The sequence below is a fragment of the Cellvibrio sp. 25HG11W-0 genome, from assembly GCF_057815475.1.
Map to the genome: position 1 here is coordinate 1,692,372 of NZ_CM174230.1, position 20,887 is coordinate 1,713,258.

The following is a 20,887-nucleotide window of genomic DNA, read 5'->3' on the forward strand; positions in this document are numbered from 1 at the left end:
TGTTTTTATACTGCTTCTTTTCTTATCGATTTTTCTTATCGATTTTTTGGTGAGCTTTTACATTTCTATTTTTTCACCTTAAGTATCTGGCGGTTTGCGGTATTAGTCCACAACGCGCTGCACATCGACAGAAACGAAAAGTTGTGGCGAATGTCCTCCACCAAAGATAACGCCTTTGAGCGGACTTACATCGGAGTAGTCTCGGCCCCATGCAGTCGTAATGTGTTGCTCACCGGTAATTTTATTGTTGGTAGGATCAAACTCGTACCAACCTTCGCCGGGTGAGAAAACGGCGAACCACGCGTGGGTAGCGTCGGCACCAACGAGCTTTTGTTGGCCAGGCGGCGGCAGTGTTTCTAAGTAGCCACTCACATAGCGCGCGGGATAGCCGAGCGAACGTAAGCAGCCAATCGCAAAGTGTGCAAAATCTTGACAGACGCCACGCTTGTGTTTGAGTACATCTGCAAGCGGTGTGGCTATGTCGGAGAACTCGGGGTCGTAGGTGAAATCCGTAAAAATTCGCTGGGTTAATTCTAAGACTGCCGATAGAAAAGGGCGCTCATCATTAAACGAGGACGCCGCGTAGTCGGCGAGGTCTTGATGCTGTTGAATCATGGGTGAGCTGAGAATAAATTCACGCGCGGCCAGTGTGTCAGCGTCTTTTGAATTCTGCAGCAAATATTTCACATAGGCACAGGGGGTGCCGAAGTCGAGATTAATGCTGGTATTAGGGTCGGTAATTTGAATGGTGCTGGTGATGCTCACTTCCAATTCAGTGTGATCATTTTCGATGGAAAATTGTAAATACTGGTTGCCGAAATAATCTTTCTGACTGGTGTTCGTTGTGGCGTTGGGCGATATGCGCACATCGGTTTTCTTTACGGTTTGGCTTTTGGTGGTGCGTGGCAAAACATAAGCTAGGTTGTAGCAGTTGCTGACGGGAAGCGCGTATTTATAGCGGGTGCTGTGGCGGATTATATATTTCATATTTGCTCCTGCCAGCTGGTGTTTTTCACCAAGAGCTGCGGGCCTTCGGTGTGATCGAAATAGCGCTGACTGATGGCTTTGGATGAGCTGCTGATGAGATATTGAACACGGGCGAGCAGTTGATCCAAGTCTTCGCGTATGGCTCCGTTGTGTTTTACTAATACATCGAGATCGCTCAATTTTATGGCAGTCGTGGCTTCTAGCAGCAGCTTACTTTCGGTGCGTAAAACGGTGGTGTTGCCGGGTAGGTCGGCAAAGTGCATTTCTAATTCTTGCAGCTGATAAATGAGCGAGCGCGGGTTATTGGCGTTGAGCATAATCATCTCTAAACCATTTTCGATATTGATACCGTTTTGGTATAGACGACGATAGGTGTTGAGTGTTTCGCCGCAGAGTAGCGTCGATTCAATTAACACTTCTTGTTCGAATTCATCAAATTTAGGGGTGAGTAATGAGCGCAGGCTGCTGGTGATTTGCAAGGTGCGCTCTAAACGTCGGCCCATTTCCATAAAGTGCCAGCCGCTATCGCGAATCATGCTGTCGTGCACCAAGCCCACCAGTGCCAGCAGTGCTGTCATCAAGGGTGCAAGGGTGTCTTCGGCGGTAGCGAGACTGTCAGCAGTTAGGGTTTGCTGAAGGGTTTTTAGCTCATCGCCTATGTCATTAATGATGCGTTGAATGTCGCTGGAGAGCTGCTCTTTTATCTGTTCGCCAGAGTTGATCATGGCGATTAAATTATTGGCCACACTGCCACTGCGGTGTTGGTCCAAAATAATCGAAATTACTTCTGGATCAGGGTTGCTAAACAAGGTTGGATTGAGGCTGGCAAAACCTGGATAGGTAGATGTTACATGGGTCACTGCGCCGAGCAATGTACGGCAAACTTGGTCTGGCAATGCTTCAGTGCGATTGAGCTGGGTATAGACGGTGCGCAGGAGGCGTAGTGCGGATTCAGCCCGTTCGGCATAGCGCCCCATCCAGAAAAGGTTTTCCACCACCCGGCTGGGCAGTTCATTGTTGCTGTCTTGTGCTTGCTGCAACTTGGCGCTGCGCAGCGTGACGTGTTTCTCTGGCTCTGAGGCAAGCACCCAGGTGTCTTTGGATACTGAGCCGCGTTGGTTGGAAATGATCTTATTGCTTGCATCCATATTGACGCGGGTCAGACCGCCAGGCATCACCGCATAGGAGTCTTCATCGGCGACTGCGAAGGTGCGCAGAATGGATGAGCAGGGTTGTAATTTGCCTTCCATCCAGCTGGGTGTTGTCGCACAGGGGGTGTATTCCTGCGCGGCAAATTGATAGGGGTTTTTGCGAATACGCTTTTCCCATGCGAGCAGTTTGGTTTCATCCAGCTCGGCACCAAAAACCTCATAAATACCTGGCTTGCGATAAGTGGGTTTTATCAGCAGGGTTTTTAAGTTGGCGCAGACATATTCAAGATCTTGTTTGTCGCCGCACCACCAGGTTTTCACTGAGGGCATTTTTAATTCGCGCCCAAGCAATACCTTGGCTATCTCGGGTAGGTAGCGGAGCAAGGCTGGGTTTTCCAGTACGTTCGAGCCCAGTGGGTTGGCGATGGCAACGCGCCCACGTCGTGCAGCTTCGAGTAACCCTGGCACACCTAATTGTGAGTCGCCCTTGAGTTCGACGGGGTCGCAATAAATGTCATCGACGCGGCGCAAAATTACATCAACACGCTTTAACCCATCTAAGGCTTTCATCCATACAAAACCATTGCGCACACTTAAGTCGCTGCCCTGTACTAATTGAAACCCCAAATAGTTCGCCAGATAGGCGTGTTCAAAATAGGTTTCATTAAAAGCGCCGGGGGTGAGTACAACTATGCGCGCTATGCCGCCGTTGGGGTTTAATGCGTGCAGTTTTTGACGCATACGGGCAAAGAAAAGGCTGAGGCGGTGTACATGGCTATCGCGGAACAAGCTGGGAAACACGCGGTTCATTACTGTGCGATTTTCCAGCGCATAACCCGCACCTGAGGGCGCTTGGGTTCGGTCAGCCATCACTTTCATTTGGCCATCGGGACCGCGTACCAAGTCCACACCGTGCAGAATAAGTTGGTGATTACCCGCCAGTTTTACCTGATTGCAGGGGCGTAGAAACCCCGTGTGGGAGTAGAGCAGTTCTGGCGGTATAACGCCTTGCTTAATGAGTTTGCGTTCACCGTAGATATCTTTCAGCAGTAAATTAAACAGTTCTGCTCGCTCAACCAACGCGGTTTCGGTCACTGCCCACTCTTCGCTGCTTATAAGCAGCGGAATAGGATTGAGCTGCCATGTTTGGCTGGCGTCGGGGGTATCGTAAATTTTGTAGGTGGCGCCATCGTCGCGCAATATGCGGCTGGCTTTCTTTTGGCGTTCATCTATAGCGTTAGTGCCCAGCTTGGCGAGGCTTTGCAATAGATATTGCCAATGAGGGCGAACTTCACCAGAGGCGAGGTAGGCTTCATCGACGCGATTTAGAGGGGCAGGGTAGAGGTTATCCATAGATTCGACAGCTGCTTCCATGGGCATTGGAGAGTTTTGCATAGTTATAATTGTCATAAGTCGCCACAGATAGCTCCATTGTACCTAGTTTTTCGGCTCATGACGGCGCGAATGGCGCCTAAGAGCTTTTGAGTATAAAAACCTACCTATCACAACAATTTTATGGAAAGGGAAATAAAGCCGCGAAGCACCGCCTTCACCTAATGGGAAGGGCGGTGCTATGTCGCTTAGCGACGCAGGTCGAGTGTATGTGGATACTCGTCTGTGGGCTCTTCTGGTGGTGGTGCCATGGGGCGTGGAGGGTGCTTGTGTTCAAAGAACTCGCGCAAAACCTCACCCGCTGGTGTTACGGGCAAGGCGCCCGGTGTATGGTTGAAGTCGAAGAAGCGATTGCCGCGACGTGATTCAGCCTCGTTAGCATTAATGGGGAAACGCTCATAGCTGCGACCACCGGGGTGGCTGACGTTGTAGGTGCAGCCGCCGATGCTCTTGCCGTTCCAGGTGTCGATCAAGTCGAACACCAAGGGTGCATGTACCCCAATGGTGGGGTGCAGTGCAGAGGGTGGTGCCCACGCGCGATAGCGCACGCCTCCGACGAATTCGCCATGCTTACCTGTGGCATTTAAGCATACACGGCGCCCGTTACAGGCTAGTACATAGCGACCTGGCGTGAGGCCGGTGACCTTAACTTGCAGACGTTCTAAGGATGAATCCACATAGCGCGAGGTGCCGAAGCTGGACACTTCTTCACCAAGTACATGCCAGGGCTCAATGGCCCAGCGCAGCTCTATGCCAATGTCATCAATTTGCACGCGGCCATAATGTGGGAAGCGGAACTCTTCAAATGCTGCCAACCATTCCAGCTGGAAGGGGTAGCCGTGTTCATTCAAGTCTGCCACTACGGCACGTAAATCTTCCCATACATAATGAGGCAGCATGAATTTGTCGTGCAGTGCCGTACCCCAGCGTACCAGTGGTTGGCGGTAGGGCTCTTTCCAGAAGCGGCTGATCAAACTGCGCAGCAGTAGTACCTGCACTAGCGACATGCGCGCATGGGGTGGCATTTCAAAACCGCGAAACTCCAAAATCCCCTGACGACCGCTGGCAGTGCCCGGTGAGTAAAGCTTATCGATACAGAACTCGGCGCGGTGAGTATTGCCGGTGATGTCGATCAGCAGGTTGCGCATCAGGCGGTCGGTCAACCAGGGTTGATCGACTATGCCTTCTGGCATTTCTTTAAAGGCGATTTCTAGCTCATAGAGCATTTCATCGCGGCCTTCATCTACCCGTGGCGATTGGCTGGTTGGCCCAACAAACAGGCCAGAGAACAAATAAGACAGGCCAGGGTGATGCTGCCAAAAGGTCACCAGACTACGCAATAAGTCTGGGCGACGTAAAAATGGGCTATTGGCAGGCGAGGACCCGCCAAAGGTCACGTGATTACCACCACCTGTGCCGGAATGACGGCCATCGAGCATGAACTTTTCGGTGCCCAAACGACACTGGCGCGCATCTTCGTAGAGCGCTTCGGTGTTGGCTACCAGTTCCGGCCAAGTTTCTACCGGGTGAATGTTCACTTCGATCACACCTGGATCGGGCGTAATGAGGAATTTTTTCAGGCGATGATCTTTCGGTGGCTCATAGCCTTCCAGCACTACAGGGATATCCAGTTCTTTTGCCGTGTCTTCGATGGCTTCGATGAGTGCGACATAGTGATCGAGATAGGAGAGCGGCGGCATGAATATATGCAGGCGACCATCCCGTGCTTCAAAGCTAATCGCCGTGCGAATGACATAGCCCGCTTCAAGCGATGTGGTGTTGGTTTGTTCGGTTGCGGTTTTAACTGCAGCAGTTTGCGCCTGACGGGCGCGCTGCGCTGCAAGTTGTTGGCTGGGCGACAAACCTTGGCCACGCAAGCTCTTTTGCACTTCACCGGCAGGTGGTAGCTCAGCGCGGCTGGCGATAGGGTCTGACTCGGGCTGATAGCGCTCGTAGTCAAATTCTGGTTGCTCTAACGAGTTAAGGGGTAAACGCAATCCGAGCGGTGAATCGCCGGGAATCAAAAAGAGTTCGCCGCTGCGCAGTTTCCAGCGTCCAGTTAACCAATTTTGGTGGGTGTAGTTCCACTCAATAGGCAAGACATAACCCGATTCGATATTTAATCCACGGTTGAGCAGCTTGGCCAGGCGGCGACGCTCTAAATCATCGGTCAGGTCTGCTTTCAACGGATTGATACCTTCCGGCAGTTGTTGCTCAGCCCAGAGGTAATAGAGCACATCTTCAAAGGCGGGAATCAGGTGCTGCTTATTGACGGTAATTTTTTCGCACAGTGACTCGGCGAATTTCTTGGTTTCAACATGAGTAACACCGTAGCTCTTGTCTACGCGCGCCAGATATTTGGGATCGCGCCACAGTGGCTCGCCATCGGTGCGCCAGAAACAGCCCAGCGCCCAGCGCGGCACTTCTTCGCCGGGGTACCACTTGCCTTGGCCGTAATGCAGCAGCGCATTGGGGGCAAAGGTTTTACGCATGCGCAGCAGCAGGTCTTTGGCGAGGCTGAGTTTATCGGCCCCTAGGGCACCAGTATTCCATTGCTCAGATTCCATGTCATCGATAGAGACAAAGGTGGGCTCGCCGCCAGTAGTGAGGCGCACATCCTGCTCAAGCAGTTCTTTATCGACTTTTTTACCGAGCGCATTGATGGTTTCCCACTGCTCTTCGGTGTAGGGCTTGGTAACACGCGGGTCTTCGAGAACGCGAAACACTTCATTGCTGTAGTCGAATTCTACCTCGCACTTGCCGGTGGCGCCGGTAATTGGCGCGGCAGAAATAGGGTCGGGCGTACAGGCTAAGGGAATGTGGCCTTCAGTCGCCAAGAGCCCTGAGGTGGGATCAAGGCCAATCCAGCCTGCTCCGGGGATAAACACTTCGGTCCACGCATGAAGATCGGTAAAGTCTGCCTCAGGGCCGCTGGGGCCGTCGAGTGCTTTGATGTCTGACGTCAACTGTACTAAATAGCCTGAAGCAAAGCGTGCCGCATACCCGAGGTGGCGAAATAGCTGCACCAATAGCCATGCGGTATCGCGGCAGGAGCCTTTAACTAAGGTTAATGTCTCTTCACAGGTTTGTACGCCGGGTTCAAGGCGCACGCCATAGCCGATCATTTGTTGCAGCGTCTGATTCACTTCAACTAAAAAGCTATTTACTTCCCACAGGGTTTTGCTCTCAGCTTTAGCGGCTAATTTATCTTTAACGCTCTCAACCAATTCAAGCAGTTTGGGGCCGTTTTCAGTGATTTCTAAATAAGGCGCCAGCTCGCGTTCAAGCTGTTCGTCATAGGTGAAGGGAATGTGCTGCGCATAGTCCTCTACAAAAAAATCGAAGGGGTTGATAGACGTCATTTCGGCGATAAGCTCCACCGAAAATTTCAGCTTTTTGGTTTGTTCAGGGAATACCAAGCGCGCTTGAAAATTGCCAAAAGGATCCTGTTGCCAGTTTATGAAGTGGTCTTCAGGCTCAACTTTTAGCGAGTAGCTGTGAATTTTGGTGCGGCTGTGGGGTGCAGGGCGCAAGCGCAGCACATGAGGGTATATAGATGTTAAACGATCAAAGGTGTATTCAGTTTGGTGATGAATGGCCACACGAATTGCCATAACAATAATCCTTCCTACAGAGGCGCAACCTAGGTTGCTAAAAAATGTTCAGTGTCGTCGTGCTGCTCGATCTAAATAGATGGATGAGCGGCAGTGGTTGTTCAGTGTCAGGTCAAACATAATGTCATGCAGTAAATAGCGCCATGAGGTCAATCTACAATGGATAGATGACTTATTCTTGTGCGCTTAACCTGTGCGCTTAAAAAATAATAAGTGCGAAAACAGGGCGTTGGTTAAGTGTAGTGATAGTTTGTGACGAAATAAGCCGTTTCTCTATGAGATGCTTTTTTGTGGCAGCTCCCTGTCAATTTGATAATTGCAGGCAAATTACGGTAATTATTCGTGTTTAATATGTGTTACCTGATCATAACCTAGAAACCAAAAAAATATTGGACAGACTTACTAACGCAATAACTGCACCACAACCGCCAAAATTTCAGCAGGTCGTCAAAATAAGTGTAATGGTCGTGAAAGTAGATGTTGGCCTGATGAGACCGAGTTGATGAGTCTATAGAGTAGAAACGATTAGTGAGTCGTGGGCATTACCGGCGATAGTGCGCCGCTGGTAATGCCCTATTTTGTTAATTACTGAGCGGGATGGGGCTAAACGGCGGCAGTTGTAAAAACGCCTGCACTATGAGGTTGTCCCAAGATTTAGTCAGTTCGCGCAGGTATTGATTATCCGCATCGAATACGTTGTGCTGCATATTGAAACTATTGGTGGTATAGCTCATGAGCTCGATGGGTGGACCCACAGTTAGGTTGGAGCGCATGGTGGAGTCCATAGACACGAGGGCGCAGAGTGCCGCAGTATCCAGACCCGTCTCGGGTTTTAAAATACGGTCTAAAATCGGCTTGCCATATTTGCTCTCACCTATCTGTAAATAAGGTGTATGCACAGAGGTGGTGATATGGTTGCCCTGAGGGTAAATCAGCATCACCCCAGGTTTTTCCGTACCAATTTGCCCGCCGACTAAAAAGCTAGCCTCAAAGCTAACGCCGTTATTCTGCGCGTGTTTTTCCTGTACCTGCTGGCTGATATCGCCGATATAGTCGGCTGCATCGTGAATGCTCTCCATGGTGGCGAGGCTTACGTCAGCTTGATCTTTTATATCCTTGCGAATTTTGGTAATGACCGACTGAGTCGTAGCGAGATTGCCTGCTGAGGTAATCACGAATTGACGTTCGCCTTCGATGCCAAAATGGTACATTTTGCTGTAGGTACTGACCTGATCGACCCCAGCATTGGTGCGCGAGTCGGAGCAGAAAATAAGGCCAGCATCGACATTAATAGCAACACAATAAGTCATAACAGCAGCTCGGGGCGATAAAATGGGCGGACAGGGTAAAAGCCACCTTGAGTAGCGTCAAGGTAAATCTGGCCCTCAATACAAATTCTTGCGCCATGTCGCGAGAGGCCAGGGGCAAAAGTATTTGGTATAGCGTGTAAACTCAGGTATAAAAACGCCAGTCTGCGGTATTTGCTGTCTCAAAGCGAGAGCGCATTAGGTGTTTAACACAAAATGCATTGATGCAGATCGATACGCTAGCGATCAATTTAATGATGAAATAACTTACGAAAGAAAGGATGAAAATGAAAAAAATAGCAATTTCTGCCCTAGTGCTCGGGCTGGCCTATGTTGGCGGTGCCTACTTCACGGGCTATTTGGGCGAACAAAAAATGCGCGAGCAGCTTGCACTGAGCCAAGCGCAAAGCGCCAGTTCAGGTCTCATCATGGTTTTGGAGCACTATGAGCGTGGCATTTTTAGCAGCGATGTGGCTTTAACATTAAAGTCTGCCAATAGTCTTGCGCTGTTCAATAACAATATGAAAGTGAGTGTTAATACCCAGCTCCAGCATGGACCTGTGCTATTCAAGCAGGGTTTTGGTCTAGGGCTTTTTTCTGCTATTACCCGCATCATGGTACATACCCATGATGCTGATACCGACAAAAAAATAACCGATTTTTTTGGTGAAAGTATTGGCGAAATTTACACACAAGCTGGCTTTAGTAACACCTACACAGCCCGTTGGCTACTGCCTGCCAAAAAAGTGGAAGAGGGCAGTTACAACCTGAGCTTTGCTGAGTCGAGTGTCGATATGCAAGGGCGCTTCGATAGCCTCAGTACCAAGGGTGAAATTCATCTTGGCGCAATGGAGCTGCTAAGCGCTGATGGTTCAGAAGTTAAAATGTCACCTGCCGAGGGTAGTTTTGACTCAACTAATCTGGCGGCAGGAATCAATATAGCCAATGCGAACATTCACGTGGATGAAATTAACATCACCACCGCCGCAGGGGTAAAACTATCCGTAAAACAATTGGGCTATGAGCAAAAACAATCGGTTGTAAACGAGAGTATAGATACATCAGTTGCGTTAACTCTTGCCGAGGTGAGTGGCCCTGTCAGTGCGAGCAATGCTTATTACAAAGTTGGTATGAATCAACTTAATATCGCAGCGCTTAAAGCCTGGGGTGAGAGCATGAGTGCATTGCCGAGTGACCCGCTCGCGCTCAATACATTTTATATGGAACAGCTTAAGCGTTTGGCTCCGCAATTTTTGCAACCCGGTTTAAGTTTTACCTTTGCAATGGGTGCCGACTTTATGGGCGGCAAGCCTCAGGCGCATTGGACGCTAAACTATCAGCCGCCCGCAGCGGGCACTAATGTTGCTGATATGAGCGAGCCTTTTGAATATTTAAGTTTAGCGGATAGCCAATTAGAAGTGCGCTTGCCTGAAGTGGTTGCGATGGGTTTGCCCATGTTGACCCTGATGGATAGCTACATCACCAAAGAGGCTGGCGAGTATGTACTTAAGGCGACCTTACACAACAGTGAACTTTTTGTAGGTGATACACAAATTCCTACTGAGACAGTGTTGATGGTGCTGAGTGGTATAGGAGCCAAGCAAAATGCCGCGCAAGATGCACAGCTACAGCAAACAATTGACTCAGCAGATGATGAGGCTGAGGAAATGGGTGATGAGCTGGAAGAAGAAAGTGCTGGTTCCGCTGCTGCTGAATAAAACGCAACGAGCACTTTTTTAGCAGTTTAAAAAATCCTTCGCTCTGCGAGGGATTTTTTTTGATATGAAAATAGTGCGTAGAGGCTTTATTGGCTTCGGGCAAAATCTTGGTTTAGCATGAGCATGAGGTCATGTTTGCCAAGTCGTTTCGACCAAAAAATCCCTTCCGGCTGCCCTACTTGTGTTTCTTCATAATGCCCTTCCAAGCTTTCGCATGCCCAAGAGGTTGGATCTTCGCAAAGAAAAATACGTTTATAGCCCATTGTTTTTAGTACCGCGACCCAGTTGAGTGGGGACTGTAAAGACTCGCTAAATGGATGTTTGAACTCATTGAATTGATCAATTTTATTAAATGCTCTGCTGTTGTCTTCGGGGTTGAAAATAATAAATACAGTACGCACTTCTTCTGGCGGATAGGGGATTGCTTGAGCAAACTGTGTTTGCAGGATTTCGGTTGTGGTTTTAAACCAAAGAATAGTGTTGCGACTGGCATTGGAAAACTGAACACTTAAAACGAGTACTAAACACAGCAGAAAAAAATTCAGCCAGTTTTGTGTTTTTGAGTGGAGTAGAAATGCTACTAATAAACCAATTAGGCAGCTTAAAAGAGAGCGTTCCTGCACAAATATCCCCACAGGCAATGTAGAGGCATAAATACCTAATGCGGCAATGATGGATACTAATAATGCAAAAAAACTACGTTTAAAAAGTACGCAGGCCCCACCTATGGCTGCGGTTGCGATAATTAGCCATTGGCCCAATACTGTTTGAAATTTCATATAGTGAGAGTTAACCGCACTTTCATAAAGACGTATCGCGTTTGTACCAATGTCTTTCAACTCTTTAATGGGGTGTGGCTCACGCCAACCTGCTATTTGAATAAATGAGCCACTTGAAATATAGACGATGGTGTTGGTGACTATGTATCCAACTACAAATGCGGTCGCCCATATGACGAGTAAACGTAACGTCTTTTTGGTGTTGAGCTCAGCTAAAAACAATAATGGCAGTAAAAAATAAAATGATGATAGCGTCCCAAAAAACAAAATAGAAAACAGGGGGAAGAAAATGTAGTCAGGCATTTTTTTTGCTTGATGTGGCGCTACAGCAAGCAACAAAAATGCAACCAATAAGGTTTCTGGCCACTCGAGTTGTACCGGAAGTACCGGGATAGAGAGGCAGAGTAATGCGAATGCGATGGAGTAGCCATGGCGTAGCGTGATGTTTTTGGCTACAAAATAGGCAAAGTAGCCTAAGCATACATAGCTCAAACTAATGGCTAACCAAGCAGGCATTAATTTTAATATCGGGAAAAATAATTGATTAATCCAGCGACCTTCTTCAATTACTTTGGACGTGTAACTGTCTACATAGTACATGGAGTCTGGAGGGTGTTCAAAACTCTGTGTCAGCAGTTACAGTTTAATGTGAGCATCCAATCTTCCGGCAAAATGAATCGACAGCTGCGACAGCGTCAAATTCCAATTTTGCACGGGGTGCGTCCAACGCTCTGACGCATTCAACATACCGGCATATAATAATTTGAGCAAACTATTTTCATTCGCAAAGCCACCTTTGGTTTTGGTGAGTTTTCGAAACTGTCGATGCACGGCCTCAACCGCATTGGTGGTATAAATCGCCGTTCGCACATAGTCGGGGTATTTGAAATAATTTGACAGCCTATCCCACTTGCTACGCCAGGATTTAATCACAACCGGATATTTGTCGCCCCATTTTGCCTCCAGCTCATCCAGTGCAATTTCAGCTGCATTTTTTGTGGCCGCTTTGTAGACGCATTTCAAATCTGCCATAAACGCTTTCTGGTTTTTGCTGGCAACATATTTTATAGAATTACGGATTTGATGAATGATGCAATGCTGAACTTCGGTGTGCGGATAAATGCTTTCAATCGCTTCCGGAAAACCTTTAAGGCCATCGACACAGGCGATCAGAATGTCTTTGACGCCGCGATTGTATAAGTCAGTCAACACACTCAACCAGTGATGCGCACCTTCAGAATCCGATAGATACAGCCCCAACAGCTCTTTTTTGCCCTCAACAGTTAAGCCAAGTAGCGTGTACACAGCCTTGCTGATAAAGCGTCCATTTTCTTTGATTTTGTAATGAATAGCATCCAGCCAAACAATAGGATAAATGGCTTCCAGCTCACGCTCACGCCACGCTTGAAGTTCAGGTAATAACTTATCCGTCACCGCATTGAGTGTGCCGTTAGAAATGCTGACGCCATACATATCTTCAATGTGGGTGCGAATATCCTGATAGCTAGTTCCAAGCGAAAACAGCGCTATTATCTTGCGCTCCAGCTCATCGGTTAAATGGGTTTGGTGTTTCTTGACAATTTGCGGCTCGAAGGTGCCGGCGCGATCACGCGGGGTGCTGAGCTCGAATTGCCCCGCCAGGCTTTTCATGGTTTTTTTGGTAGAACCATTTTTGCGGTTTGGCGCATCGCCTTCCGCTAAATGCTGTTCCAGCTCACCCTGCATGACAGCTTCGGTGAGTTGTTTAATAAGCGGGGTTAGAATACCGTTCTTACCGGTAAGGTCTTGGCCTTCACGCAGCGCTTGGATGGCGGCTTCCATATCGAAGCCGGGGATGTTTGTATTGGTCATAGGTCACCTCTTTTAGATATAGATTAAAGAAGTGACACAGAATTTTGAACACTACCGGAGTCTGGGCGCCAAACATTTACTTGTAGTAACTCCCATAAGTTTAGTGCCAGTAATAGCCCCAATAGGGTTATGACTACCAGTTCAAAGACTTGGTAGGGCGCTATTATTTGGCTACCCCAGCGCTGGCTAAATTTTATTTTCATATTCTCCATTCTCAAAAACATCCTGATGTAAAAATAACGCGGCAGCATAGCGACTGCTGGGTGGCTGCGTAAAGTGATTGTTGACGCTGAGATCTGATGTGTTAGGGGCAGGGCATTAACTGTGCTGAGCTCTTGAGAAACTCAAGGGCTCAGCTAACTGCTTGTCTTGTGCGGGGGGATTAGTTCATTTTGTTGAGGTGAACATCCATTTGTGGGAAGGGGATGCTAATACCATTTTCATCAAAGGCCAGTTTGATCTTTTCAGTTAAATCAAATTTCACCGCCCAGTAATCTTCCGTTTTCACCCAAGGGCGCACCACAAAGTTGACACTGCTCGCACCCAGTTCACCGACTGCAATAACAGTTTCTGGCTCAGCCAGTACACGGGAATCGGCTTTGATGATCGCGCTCATCACGTCGCGCGCTTTGCGGATGTCGTCGCCGTAGCCAATGCCAAAAGTCATGTCGATGCGGCGGGTATCGCGTTTGGAGTAATTAATAATATTGCCGCCATAAATGGCGCCGTTGGGAATGATGACTTCTTTGTTGTCGCCAGTGCGCATAATGGTGGAGAAGATACTGATTTTTTCAATCACACCTGCTGCGCCCGCCGCTTCAACAAAGTCACCTGCTTTAAAGGGGCGAAACACCAGCAACATAAAACCAGCAGCGAAATTTTGCAGCGAGCCTTGTAGCGCTAAACCAACCGCTAAACCGGCGGCTCCCAGGAGTGCGATCATGGAGTTAGTGTTCACGCCCAGTTGATCTAAGGCGGCAACTACGACAAAAATAAGCAACAGTGCTTGCACTAGGGATTGAATAAAGTCGACCAAGATTTTGTCGAGTTTGGTGTGGGTCAACACTTTGCCAATTACGCCGCCGATCATTTTGACAATCATACGCCCGATTAAAAATATCATTAGCGCTATGACAATTTTAATTGACCAAGGGATGATGTAGGTGTTGTAGAGGGCGCTGAGTTGTTCTGGGGTTATGTTGAACATAGTTGTCTCCTTAGCTGGTAATTATTTGCCTTGGATGCAGCAAATAAAATAGGTGCCAATGGCATCGGTGATGGAATAACAGTGTGTCACTTGGGTGTTGCTAAGCGTTTTAAAGCCTGAACTAAACGCTGATAATTTTAATGCTGATCGTTTAGACGCTGATCATTTGGCGCTTAAGTGTAAGCTGCTGCAATTGCCTTTAAGCGACTGAGCCAGTAGTGCGCACGCGTTTACTGCCTTTGACGGGTTTTGCTTTGCGCGCTTCGGCGCGCGCTTTAAGCTGGGTGTCGATCAAGTTTTTTCCTGCGATCAAAAATCCCACCACAATAAACGCCCCCGGTGGCAATAGCGCAAAAATCACATTCGGGTAGCTGTTGCCAAAAACATTTAATTGCCAATTGCGTGCCACTTCGCCAAAGAGTAAATGCATGTCAGCAAATAAGTGGCCGGTGCCGAGCAATTCGCGCACGGCGCCTACCGCAATGAGTACCAGCATGAAGCCCATACCCATCATAAAACCATCTACCAAAGAGGGTAGGAGTTTGTTTTTACTGGCGAAGGCATCAGCGCGCCCGAGTACTGCACAGTTGGTGACTATGAGCGGAATAAAAATACCGAGTATTTGATAAAGCTCATAAGTAAAAGCATTCATGAGCATTTGAATGCAGGTTACCGCCGAGGCAATAATCATCACGAATGCGGGCAGGCGAACTGCATCGCTCACTTGATGGCGAATAAGTGATACTACGGAGTTGGACACCATGAGTACGAGTAGTGTGGCAATACCTAAGCCAAGTGCATTTACTACGGTTGAGCTCACCGCTAGCAGTGGGCAGAGGCCGAGCAATTGCACTAGCGCGGGGTTGTTGCTCCATAAACCTTTTTCGGTAATTTCTGTGTAATTCACATCACTCATGGGTTTCACCTATTGCTGCAGTGTCAGACTGCGCGGGGAATAATACATCATGTTGAGCGGCAACCACTTCTAGTACACGTTTGATTTGCCCCACCATAGCGCGCGGAGTAATGGTCGCGCCGGCAAATTGGTCAAAATCGCCACCGTCTTTTTTGACTTTCCAATCTTCAATAACGGGAAAGCTCAGATTTTTGCCATTGAAATTTAAAATCCACTGGGACTTTTTCAAATCAACTTTATCACCCAGCCCAGGTGTTTCTTTGTGTTTGAGTACGCGTACACCGGTAATGCTGCCATTGGCCAGTACGCCCACAATCATATCTATGTCGCCGCTGTAGCCGTCGTGGGCAGTAGCGGGAATAATCAGTGCAGTGATCTTGCCATTTTGTCGGGCGATGTAAATGGGCTTATCGCTGCGCAACCCCAAAGCAGCTTTGGCCTCCTCGGGAACCACCATGGTATCGCTGAGCATATCGTTGTCGTGCTGCTCTGGTGGCACCACCTCAAACAGTGCTTTTTGCTGAGCGGCGCGCTCGGCAGTGGCGATGCGATCTTGTGTTCCTAAGTTCGTCAGTGCAAGCGTACCTGCAGTGACCAGCGCGAACACCCCGAGAATCAAACTGTTTTTGCTGATGGATTGGCCAAGCATCAATGGCCTCCTTTTTTCGGTGTTGAATCGGTGGCGCGGCGCGGTTTGCTGTGGCCATAGGTGCGCGGCGTGGTGTAGTAATCAATAAAAGGCGCGGCGAAGTTTAACAGCAGCACCGCAAAGGCGACGCCATCGGGATAGCCGGTGCCCCAGGCGCGAATCACGTAAATAAGTACACCTATAAGTGCACCGTAAATCATACGCCCGCGCTGGCTTACCGCTGAGCTTACAGGGTCGGTCACAATAAAAAATGCGCCCAACATAGTTGCGCCGGAGAATAAATGAAACAGCGGTGAACCCGCTGAGTCAGAGCTGCCGCTGTCGTAAAAAATCGCCGCCATAAGCCCTAGCGCCGCTAGCATGCAAATTGGCGCATGCCAGCTAAAGGCTTTTTTGTAGAGCAAAAAGAGGCCGCCGATTAAGAAGCCGATATTCACCCATTCCCAGCCTGCACCAGCCCAAAGACCTGTCGCCAGTGCAGGCTGTTGTTGGTAGAGATCGCTCAACAGTAAGCCGGAATTTTGTTTCATTAAATCCAGTACGGTGGCGGAGGCATAGCCGTCGAGCTGCGAACCAAAAAATATTTGATCGAGTGCGGCCACTAAGCTCGGGGTTGTTTGCCCATCGCCCAACATAGGAGAAGGCATGGCCCACTGGGTCATTTGTACGGGAAAGGAAATTAACAGCAGCACATAGGCCACCATGGCCGGATTAAAGGGGTTGAAACCCATGCCGCCGTAAAGTTGCTTGGCCAAGACTATGGCGCAGAGCGCACCACTCACCACCAACCACCAAGGGCAGTAGGGCGGCAGTGATACACCGAGCAACACACCGGTCACCAGCGCACTGCAATCTTTTAAATAAAAGGCCACAGGGCGCGTGCGCAGTTTCATCACCAGCGCTTCGAGCGCCATACAGCTTAGGCTCGCGAGCAGCACATTGATCAGCACGCCCACGCCAAAGAAATAAGTCAGCGCCGCAATGCCCGGGAAGGTTGCGTAAACCACCAAGCGCATAAGCTGCCCGGTGCGGTTTGCCCCTTGGGTGTGAGGGGAGGTGATGTTTAATAAGGCCATCAGTTGTCTCTTATGGAGCGGAGTATTTGCCGCTACCTGTGCAAAATTTGAAGATTTATTTCGCCTCTTGGCGAGTCACTTTTCTCTGCTTCGCCAAAGAAAAGTAACCAAAAGAAAAGCGACCCCAACTCGTTCGTGATCCTGCAGTTCTCGTGCGCCTACGGGCCGTCTTGATAATACATCCCTGTATTATCAAGACTAAAACGGACGTCCTGTCCGTTTTGCCCTAGCGCCCTGCGATGCTCGGCGAACTCATATGGGGACCCGTTCGGTGCTAATTTCAAAATACTTTACTAAGAATAGGGCTCGTCTTGGCTCATTGATTAGACAAAAGTCTAATTACTTTTATTTGTTGTTTGTTTCACATGTCTAATGTGCGATTTGTAAATCAAGCCAACTCTTTCAACTTCTCTTCCAACTTACTCACCCCAGTTCTAAACGCCTCCACATTCGCATCTTGTTCCGCTTCGGCTTTTACTAAACGCTCGCGCGCTTTTTCCAATCGGCTTTGCAGAGATGCAAGTTGCGCGCTGCGTTTTTCGTCGTCGCTCATGCTGGCCATGGCGGCGGCTTTGGCCTTGGCTTTTTCGATAGCGGCGCTGGCGGCATCTTGCTCGGCGGCGGGGGCTGCTTCTACGGCAGCCACTGTGGGTGCGTGATCTTTAGTGAGCTCTGCTAAGTCGGCGGTTGCTTCGGCGATTTTCTGCTGCAGTTTTTCGACGCCTTGCTGCAGTGCATCGGCAGTGCTGCTGCCTTCGGCTTTGGCGGCGGCGGCTTTTTCTTGCGCTTTACTTAGGCGAGTATTGAGTGACTCCAAGGTTGCGCGCAGCTTTTCGTCTGGCGCCATGCTCAGTTTTGCTTGGGCGCGGGCTATAGCGGCGGCGACAGGGTCATCCGCAGGCGCGGGTACTGCGAGGCTGGCGATAAAATCGGCGAGCTTTTTCTCGGCATCGCTGACTTTTAGTGTCGCCTGCTTGATACGCGCTTGTTGCTGCACCAGCTGTTCATCGGTGATGGGAATTTCAATGTTGCGCGGTACCAGCGGCGCACTGGCGGAGGCCAGTGAATTTTGCGCAGCGGCGAGGGCGCGTTCTAATTTAGCTTTTTGCTCTTCGGGTGCGATTTGTGTGGCGCTCACTTTTGCGACAGCTGCTACCACGGCATCTACCTCAGATACAGCCGTGGCTGAGTTCGCTGGGTTGGCGGCATTTTTTTCTGCCAGTTTTTTCTTGGCTTCTTCCGCTGCTTTTTGCCGCGCTAAACGTTTAGCTTCTTTTTCTGCTTCTTCTTTAGCGATACGCGTTTGACGGAATTCAAAGCGCTGGCGCGAGCGATCAGATTTTTCTTTTTCTAATTCTTGATTGCGAATAGTGCCTTTAGCGGCGCGATAGTATTGCACCAGCGGAATGCTACTGGGGCATACGTAGGAACAGGCGCCGCATTCAATGCAGTCGAATAAGTTGTGTGACTCTAGCCGCTCGTGGTCTTCAGCTTGCGCATACCAAAATAATTGTTGTGGCAGCAGGCTAACCGGGCAGGCTTCAGCGCAGAGGCCGCAGCGAATACAGGCTTGCGCCGGTGGTGGCAGCGGTAGTTCTTTTAAGCTCGGCGCGAGAATGCAGTTAGTGGTTTTAATAATGGGCGCGCTTAAATCCAGCAGGCTAAAACCCATCATGGGGCCACCCATAATCACGCGCGCTTTGCTGTCGGCTTTAAAACCATGTTGTGCTAATACAAAGTCGATAGGCGTGCCCAAGAGCACGTCGATATTGCGCTGTACATTAAAGGACTCGCCCACAATGGTGGTGACCCGTGAAATTAATGGTTCACCAAAACGCACTGCGCGCCAAGCGGCGGCGGCAGTGGCTACGTTGACGCATATGACGCCAACATCGGCCGAGTGGTGGCCGCTGGGGATTTCACGCCCCGTGAGAATTTGGGTTAATTGCTTGGCTCCGCCTGAAGGATATTTGGTGGGGAATTGCACCACCTGAATATTCGCCGCTTCAGTGTCGGTTTTGCGTAGTTCAGTGAGCGCCGCTTGCAAAGCGGCTATGGCTTGAGGCTTGTTGTCTTCTACCCCGATAAGCAAATTTTTAGGGTGATGCAAAATATGACTGAGCAGTAGGGTGCCGCGCAAAATATCTTCGGCGCGCACTTGCATGAGCATGTCATCGGCGGTGATATAGGGCTCGCACTCAGCGCCATTGATAATTAAGGTATCAATCACTTGGGTAGATTTAGGCGTGAGTTTTACGGCGGTGGGAAAGCCCGCACCACCCAAGCCCGCAACGCCTGCGGTGCGAATTTTTTTAAGCAGCTCAGTATGGTCGAGCGCGCGATAGTCTTCGCACTCCACAAATTCCAGCCAATCCTCTTTGCCGTCGGGCTCAATCACAATGGATTGCGCGCTCATACCGGATGGGTGCGGAATGGGGAAATTATCAATGGCGACTACGGTGCCAGAACTTGAGGCGTGCACATTGGCACTAAACGTACCTTCGGCAGCGCCAATCAGTTGGCCTTTATACACATAATCGCCCAATTGCACCGCTGGCTGCGCGGGGTTGCCAATATGTTGGTTAAGCGGAATGACTAACCGCGGCGGCAGGGGCAAGGTCCCCAGCGGCTGTTGCAGGGATTGTGTTTTGTGCTCGGCTGGGTGAATGCCACCGGGCAATTCCCATACTTTAATCAGGCTAGTCATTAAGCGGCTTTACCTGCATCGTCTTTATCGGATCCAGCATTTTTATCGGTTCCAGCATTGGCATCGCCGCGACCACGGTCGGAGGCGATGAGATTGATTTCACTGGCGACTACGTGAAACACGGGCTTTTGGTTGGTAGCGGGCAGCTGCCACTTCCAGGTATCGAGCGAGGTTTCTACGGGAATCATATCGATACAGTCTACTGGGCAGGGCTCTACGCAGAGATCGCAGCCGGTGCACTCATCGGCAATGACGGTGTGCATTTGCTTGGCCGCGCCCAAGATGGCGTCCATGGGGCAGGCTTGAATGCATTTGGTACAGCCAATGCACTCGTCTTCGCGGATATAGGCGACCTTTTTCACATCTGAAGCTTCGCCGTGCTCTTCATCGAGCGAGGGGGCATCTATATCCAAAAGATTGGCAATCGCATTAATGGTGGCTTGGCCGCCGGGCGGGCAGTGGTTGATCGCCTCGCCATCGGCAATGGCTTGGGCATAGGGGCGGCAGCCGGGGTGACCGCATTGGCCGCATTGCGTTTGGGGCAGCAGTGCATCAATTTGCTCGACGATAGGGTCGCCTTCCACTTTGAATTTTACCGCAGCAAAACCCAAAATAGCGCCGAACACAGCCGAGAGGCCGCCGAGCGCGAGCAGTGCACTGAGCACTGGATTGGAAAAAATAAAGTCGATCATAAAATCGGAATCACCCTGTGGATTCGTCTATTTAATTAACGGTGTAACTGGTGTTCGTTACGGCTGACAGATTAGGTGTTACTGATCAGGCCGCTAAAGCCCATAAACGCCAGCGCCATCAAGCCAGCTGTGATCATGCCAATAGCAGCGCCCTTAAAGGGCGCGGGCACATCGGCGACCGCTAAGCGTTCGCGCATGGCAGAAAACAGTACCAGTACCATTGAAAAGCCCAAAGCGCCGCCAAAACCAAAGAGTGCAGATTCGAAGAAGTTATGCACTTTTTGCGTGTTAATTAGCGCAACACCAAGTACGGCGCAATTCACGGTAATCAGTGGTAAAAATACGCCGAGTACGCGATAGAGCAGCGGGCTGGTCTTTTCCATAAACATTTTCACGAACTGCACCACCGAGGCAATCACCAAAATAAAGGCGATAGTGCGCAAAAATTCGAGGCCTAGGGGGCTGAGTACCCAGTGGTCGACTAAATAGGTGCAGATAGAGGCGAGGGTCATTACAAACGTGGTGGCACCCGCCATACCTATGGCGCTCTCCAGTTTGTTGGATACACCCATAAACGGACAAAGCCCCAAAAACTGCGCCAACACAAAGTTGTTGACCAGTATGGTGCTGAGCAAAATCATGGCTATTTCGCTGAAACTCATGGTGTTTTTCCGCTGAGGTAAGGTCTGGGCCGCCTGAATAAGAACCCTAGGCCAGTGGGCTGGGTATTATCAGTAAGTAGAGAAGTATTCTCAATAAAAAAGCTATAAAGGTTTAGCTTGTTTAAGCATATCCTTATGAAAATTGGGATGGTGCCATGTGTAGGTTGGGGTGAGGAACG

Annotated in this window: 15 protein-coding genes; 1 reads left to right on the forward strand and 14 read right to left on the reverse strand. The window is 49.6% G+C overall.

From position 1 onward, the window contains the following. Window positions 1-102: 102 nt before the first annotated feature. The 4 genes from AC0KUT_RS06940 to AC0KUT_RS06955 all read right to left on the reverse strand — a co-directional run bounded on the left by AC0KUT_RS06940 (window position 103) and on the right by AC0KUT_RS06955 (window position 8,454). Window positions 103-987: a transglutaminase family protein gene (locus tag AC0KUT_RS06940; RefSeq protein ID WP_488834622.1), complete on the reverse strand. Its 885-nt coding sequence runs from the start codon at window positions 985-987 to the stop codon at window positions 103-105. Further along, window positions 984-3,548 carry a circularly permuted type 2 ATP-grasp protein gene (locus AC0KUT_RS06945; RefSeq protein WP_488834623.1) on the reverse strand — a complete coding sequence of 855 codons (2,565 nt, stop codon included), beginning with the start codon at window positions 3,546-3,548 and terminating at the stop codon, window positions 984-986. Before AC0KUT_RS06945 ends, AC0KUT_RS06940 begins: the two co-directional genes overlap by 4 nt. Window positions 3,549-3,718: 170 nt before the next feature. Further along, on the reverse strand, window positions 3,719-7,144 hold the full coding sequence (locus AC0KUT_RS06950; RefSeq protein ID WP_488834625.1) for a transglutaminase family protein: 3,426 nt from the start codon (window positions 7,142-7,144) through the stop codon (window positions 3,719-3,721). A 581-nt stretch (window positions 7,145-7,725) separates the two neighbouring features. Continuing rightward, window positions 7,726-8,454, reverse strand: coding sequence for a proteasome-type protease (locus AC0KUT_RS06955; RefSeq protein WP_488834627.1), 729 nt, complete (start codon window positions 8,452-8,454; stop codon window positions 7,726-7,728). 284 nt (window positions 8,455-8,738) lie between these two features. On the opposite strand from AC0KUT_RS06955, the gene AC0KUT_RS06960 reads away from it, so the two are divergent. Beyond that, window positions 8,739-10,169, forward strand: coding sequence for a DUF945 family protein (locus tag AC0KUT_RS06960; protein ID WP_488834628.1), 1,431 nt, complete (start codon window positions 8,739-8,741; stop codon window positions 10,167-10,169). A gap of 86 nt (window positions 10,170-10,255) precedes the next feature. Here the strand turns inward: AC0KUT_RS06960 and AC0KUT_RS06965 are convergent, their stop codons facing one another. The 10 genes from AC0KUT_RS06965 to rsxA all read right to left on the reverse strand — a co-directional run bounded on the left by AC0KUT_RS06965 (window position 10,256) and on the right by rsxA (window position 20,708). Next, a complete protein-coding gene (locus AC0KUT_RS06965; RefSeq protein WP_488834631.1) occupies window positions 10,256-11,299 on the reverse strand; it encodes a hypothetical protein in 1,044 nt (347 codons plus the stop codon). A 285-nt stretch (window positions 11,300-11,584) separates the two neighbouring features. Further along, entirely contained in the window at window positions 11,585-12,799 is a 1,215-nt protein-coding gene (locus tag AC0KUT_RS06970; RefSeq protein ID WP_488834633.1) for an IS256 family transposase, read from the reverse strand. Window positions 12,800-12,822: 23 nt separating this feature from the next. Next, on the reverse strand, window positions 12,823-13,002 hold the full coding sequence (locus AC0KUT_RS06975) for a hypothetical protein (RefSeq protein WP_488834635.1): 180 nt from the start codon (window positions 13,000-13,002) through the stop codon (window positions 12,823-12,825). A gap of 179 nt (window positions 13,003-13,181) precedes the next feature. Continuing rightward, a complete protein-coding gene (locus AC0KUT_RS06980) occupies window positions 13,182-14,006 on the reverse strand; it encodes a mechanosensitive ion channel family protein (protein ID WP_488834637.1) in 825 nt (274 codons plus the stop codon). A 199-nt stretch (window positions 14,007-14,205) separates the two neighbouring features. Beyond that, window positions 14,206-14,922 (reverse strand): electron transport complex subunit E, encoded by a 717-nt coding sequence (locus tag AC0KUT_RS06985; RefSeq protein ID WP_488834638.1) that lies wholly within the window; start codon window positions 14,920-14,922, stop codon window positions 14,206-14,208. Beyond that, window positions 14,915-15,571 carry an electron transport complex subunit RsxG gene (gene rsxG / locus AC0KUT_RS06990; RefSeq protein WP_488834639.1) on the reverse strand — a complete coding sequence of 219 codons (657 nt, stop codon included), beginning with the start codon at window positions 15,569-15,571 and terminating at the stop codon, window positions 14,915-14,917. Before rsxG ends, AC0KUT_RS06985 begins: the two co-directional genes overlap by 8 nt. After that, window positions 15,571-16,647 carry an electron transport complex subunit RsxD gene (rsxD, locus tag AC0KUT_RS06995; protein WP_488834641.1) on the reverse strand — a complete coding sequence of 359 codons (1,077 nt, stop codon included), beginning with the start codon at window positions 16,645-16,647 and terminating at the stop codon, window positions 15,571-15,573. Before rsxD ends, rsxG begins: the two co-directional genes overlap by 1 nt. 388 nt (window positions 16,648-17,035) lie before the next feature. Next, window positions 17,036-19,354: an electron transport complex subunit RsxC gene (gene rsxC, locus AC0KUT_RS07000; RefSeq protein ID WP_488834643.1), complete on the reverse strand. Its 2,319-nt coding sequence runs from the start codon at window positions 19,352-19,354 to the stop codon at window positions 17,036-17,038. After that, on the reverse strand, window positions 19,354-20,046 hold the full coding sequence (gene rsxB / locus AC0KUT_RS07005) for an electron transport complex subunit RsxB (RefSeq protein WP_488834645.1): 693 nt from the start codon (window positions 20,044-20,046) through the stop codon (window positions 19,354-19,356). The genes rsxC and rsxB overlap by 1 nt, the downstream gene beginning before the upstream one ends. Before the next feature lie 71 nt (window positions 20,047-20,117). After that, entirely contained in the window at window positions 20,118-20,708 is a 591-nt protein-coding gene (rsxA, locus tag AC0KUT_RS07010; protein WP_488834646.1) for an electron transport complex subunit RsxA, read from the reverse strand. Window positions 20,709-20,887: the final 179 nt, after the last annotated feature.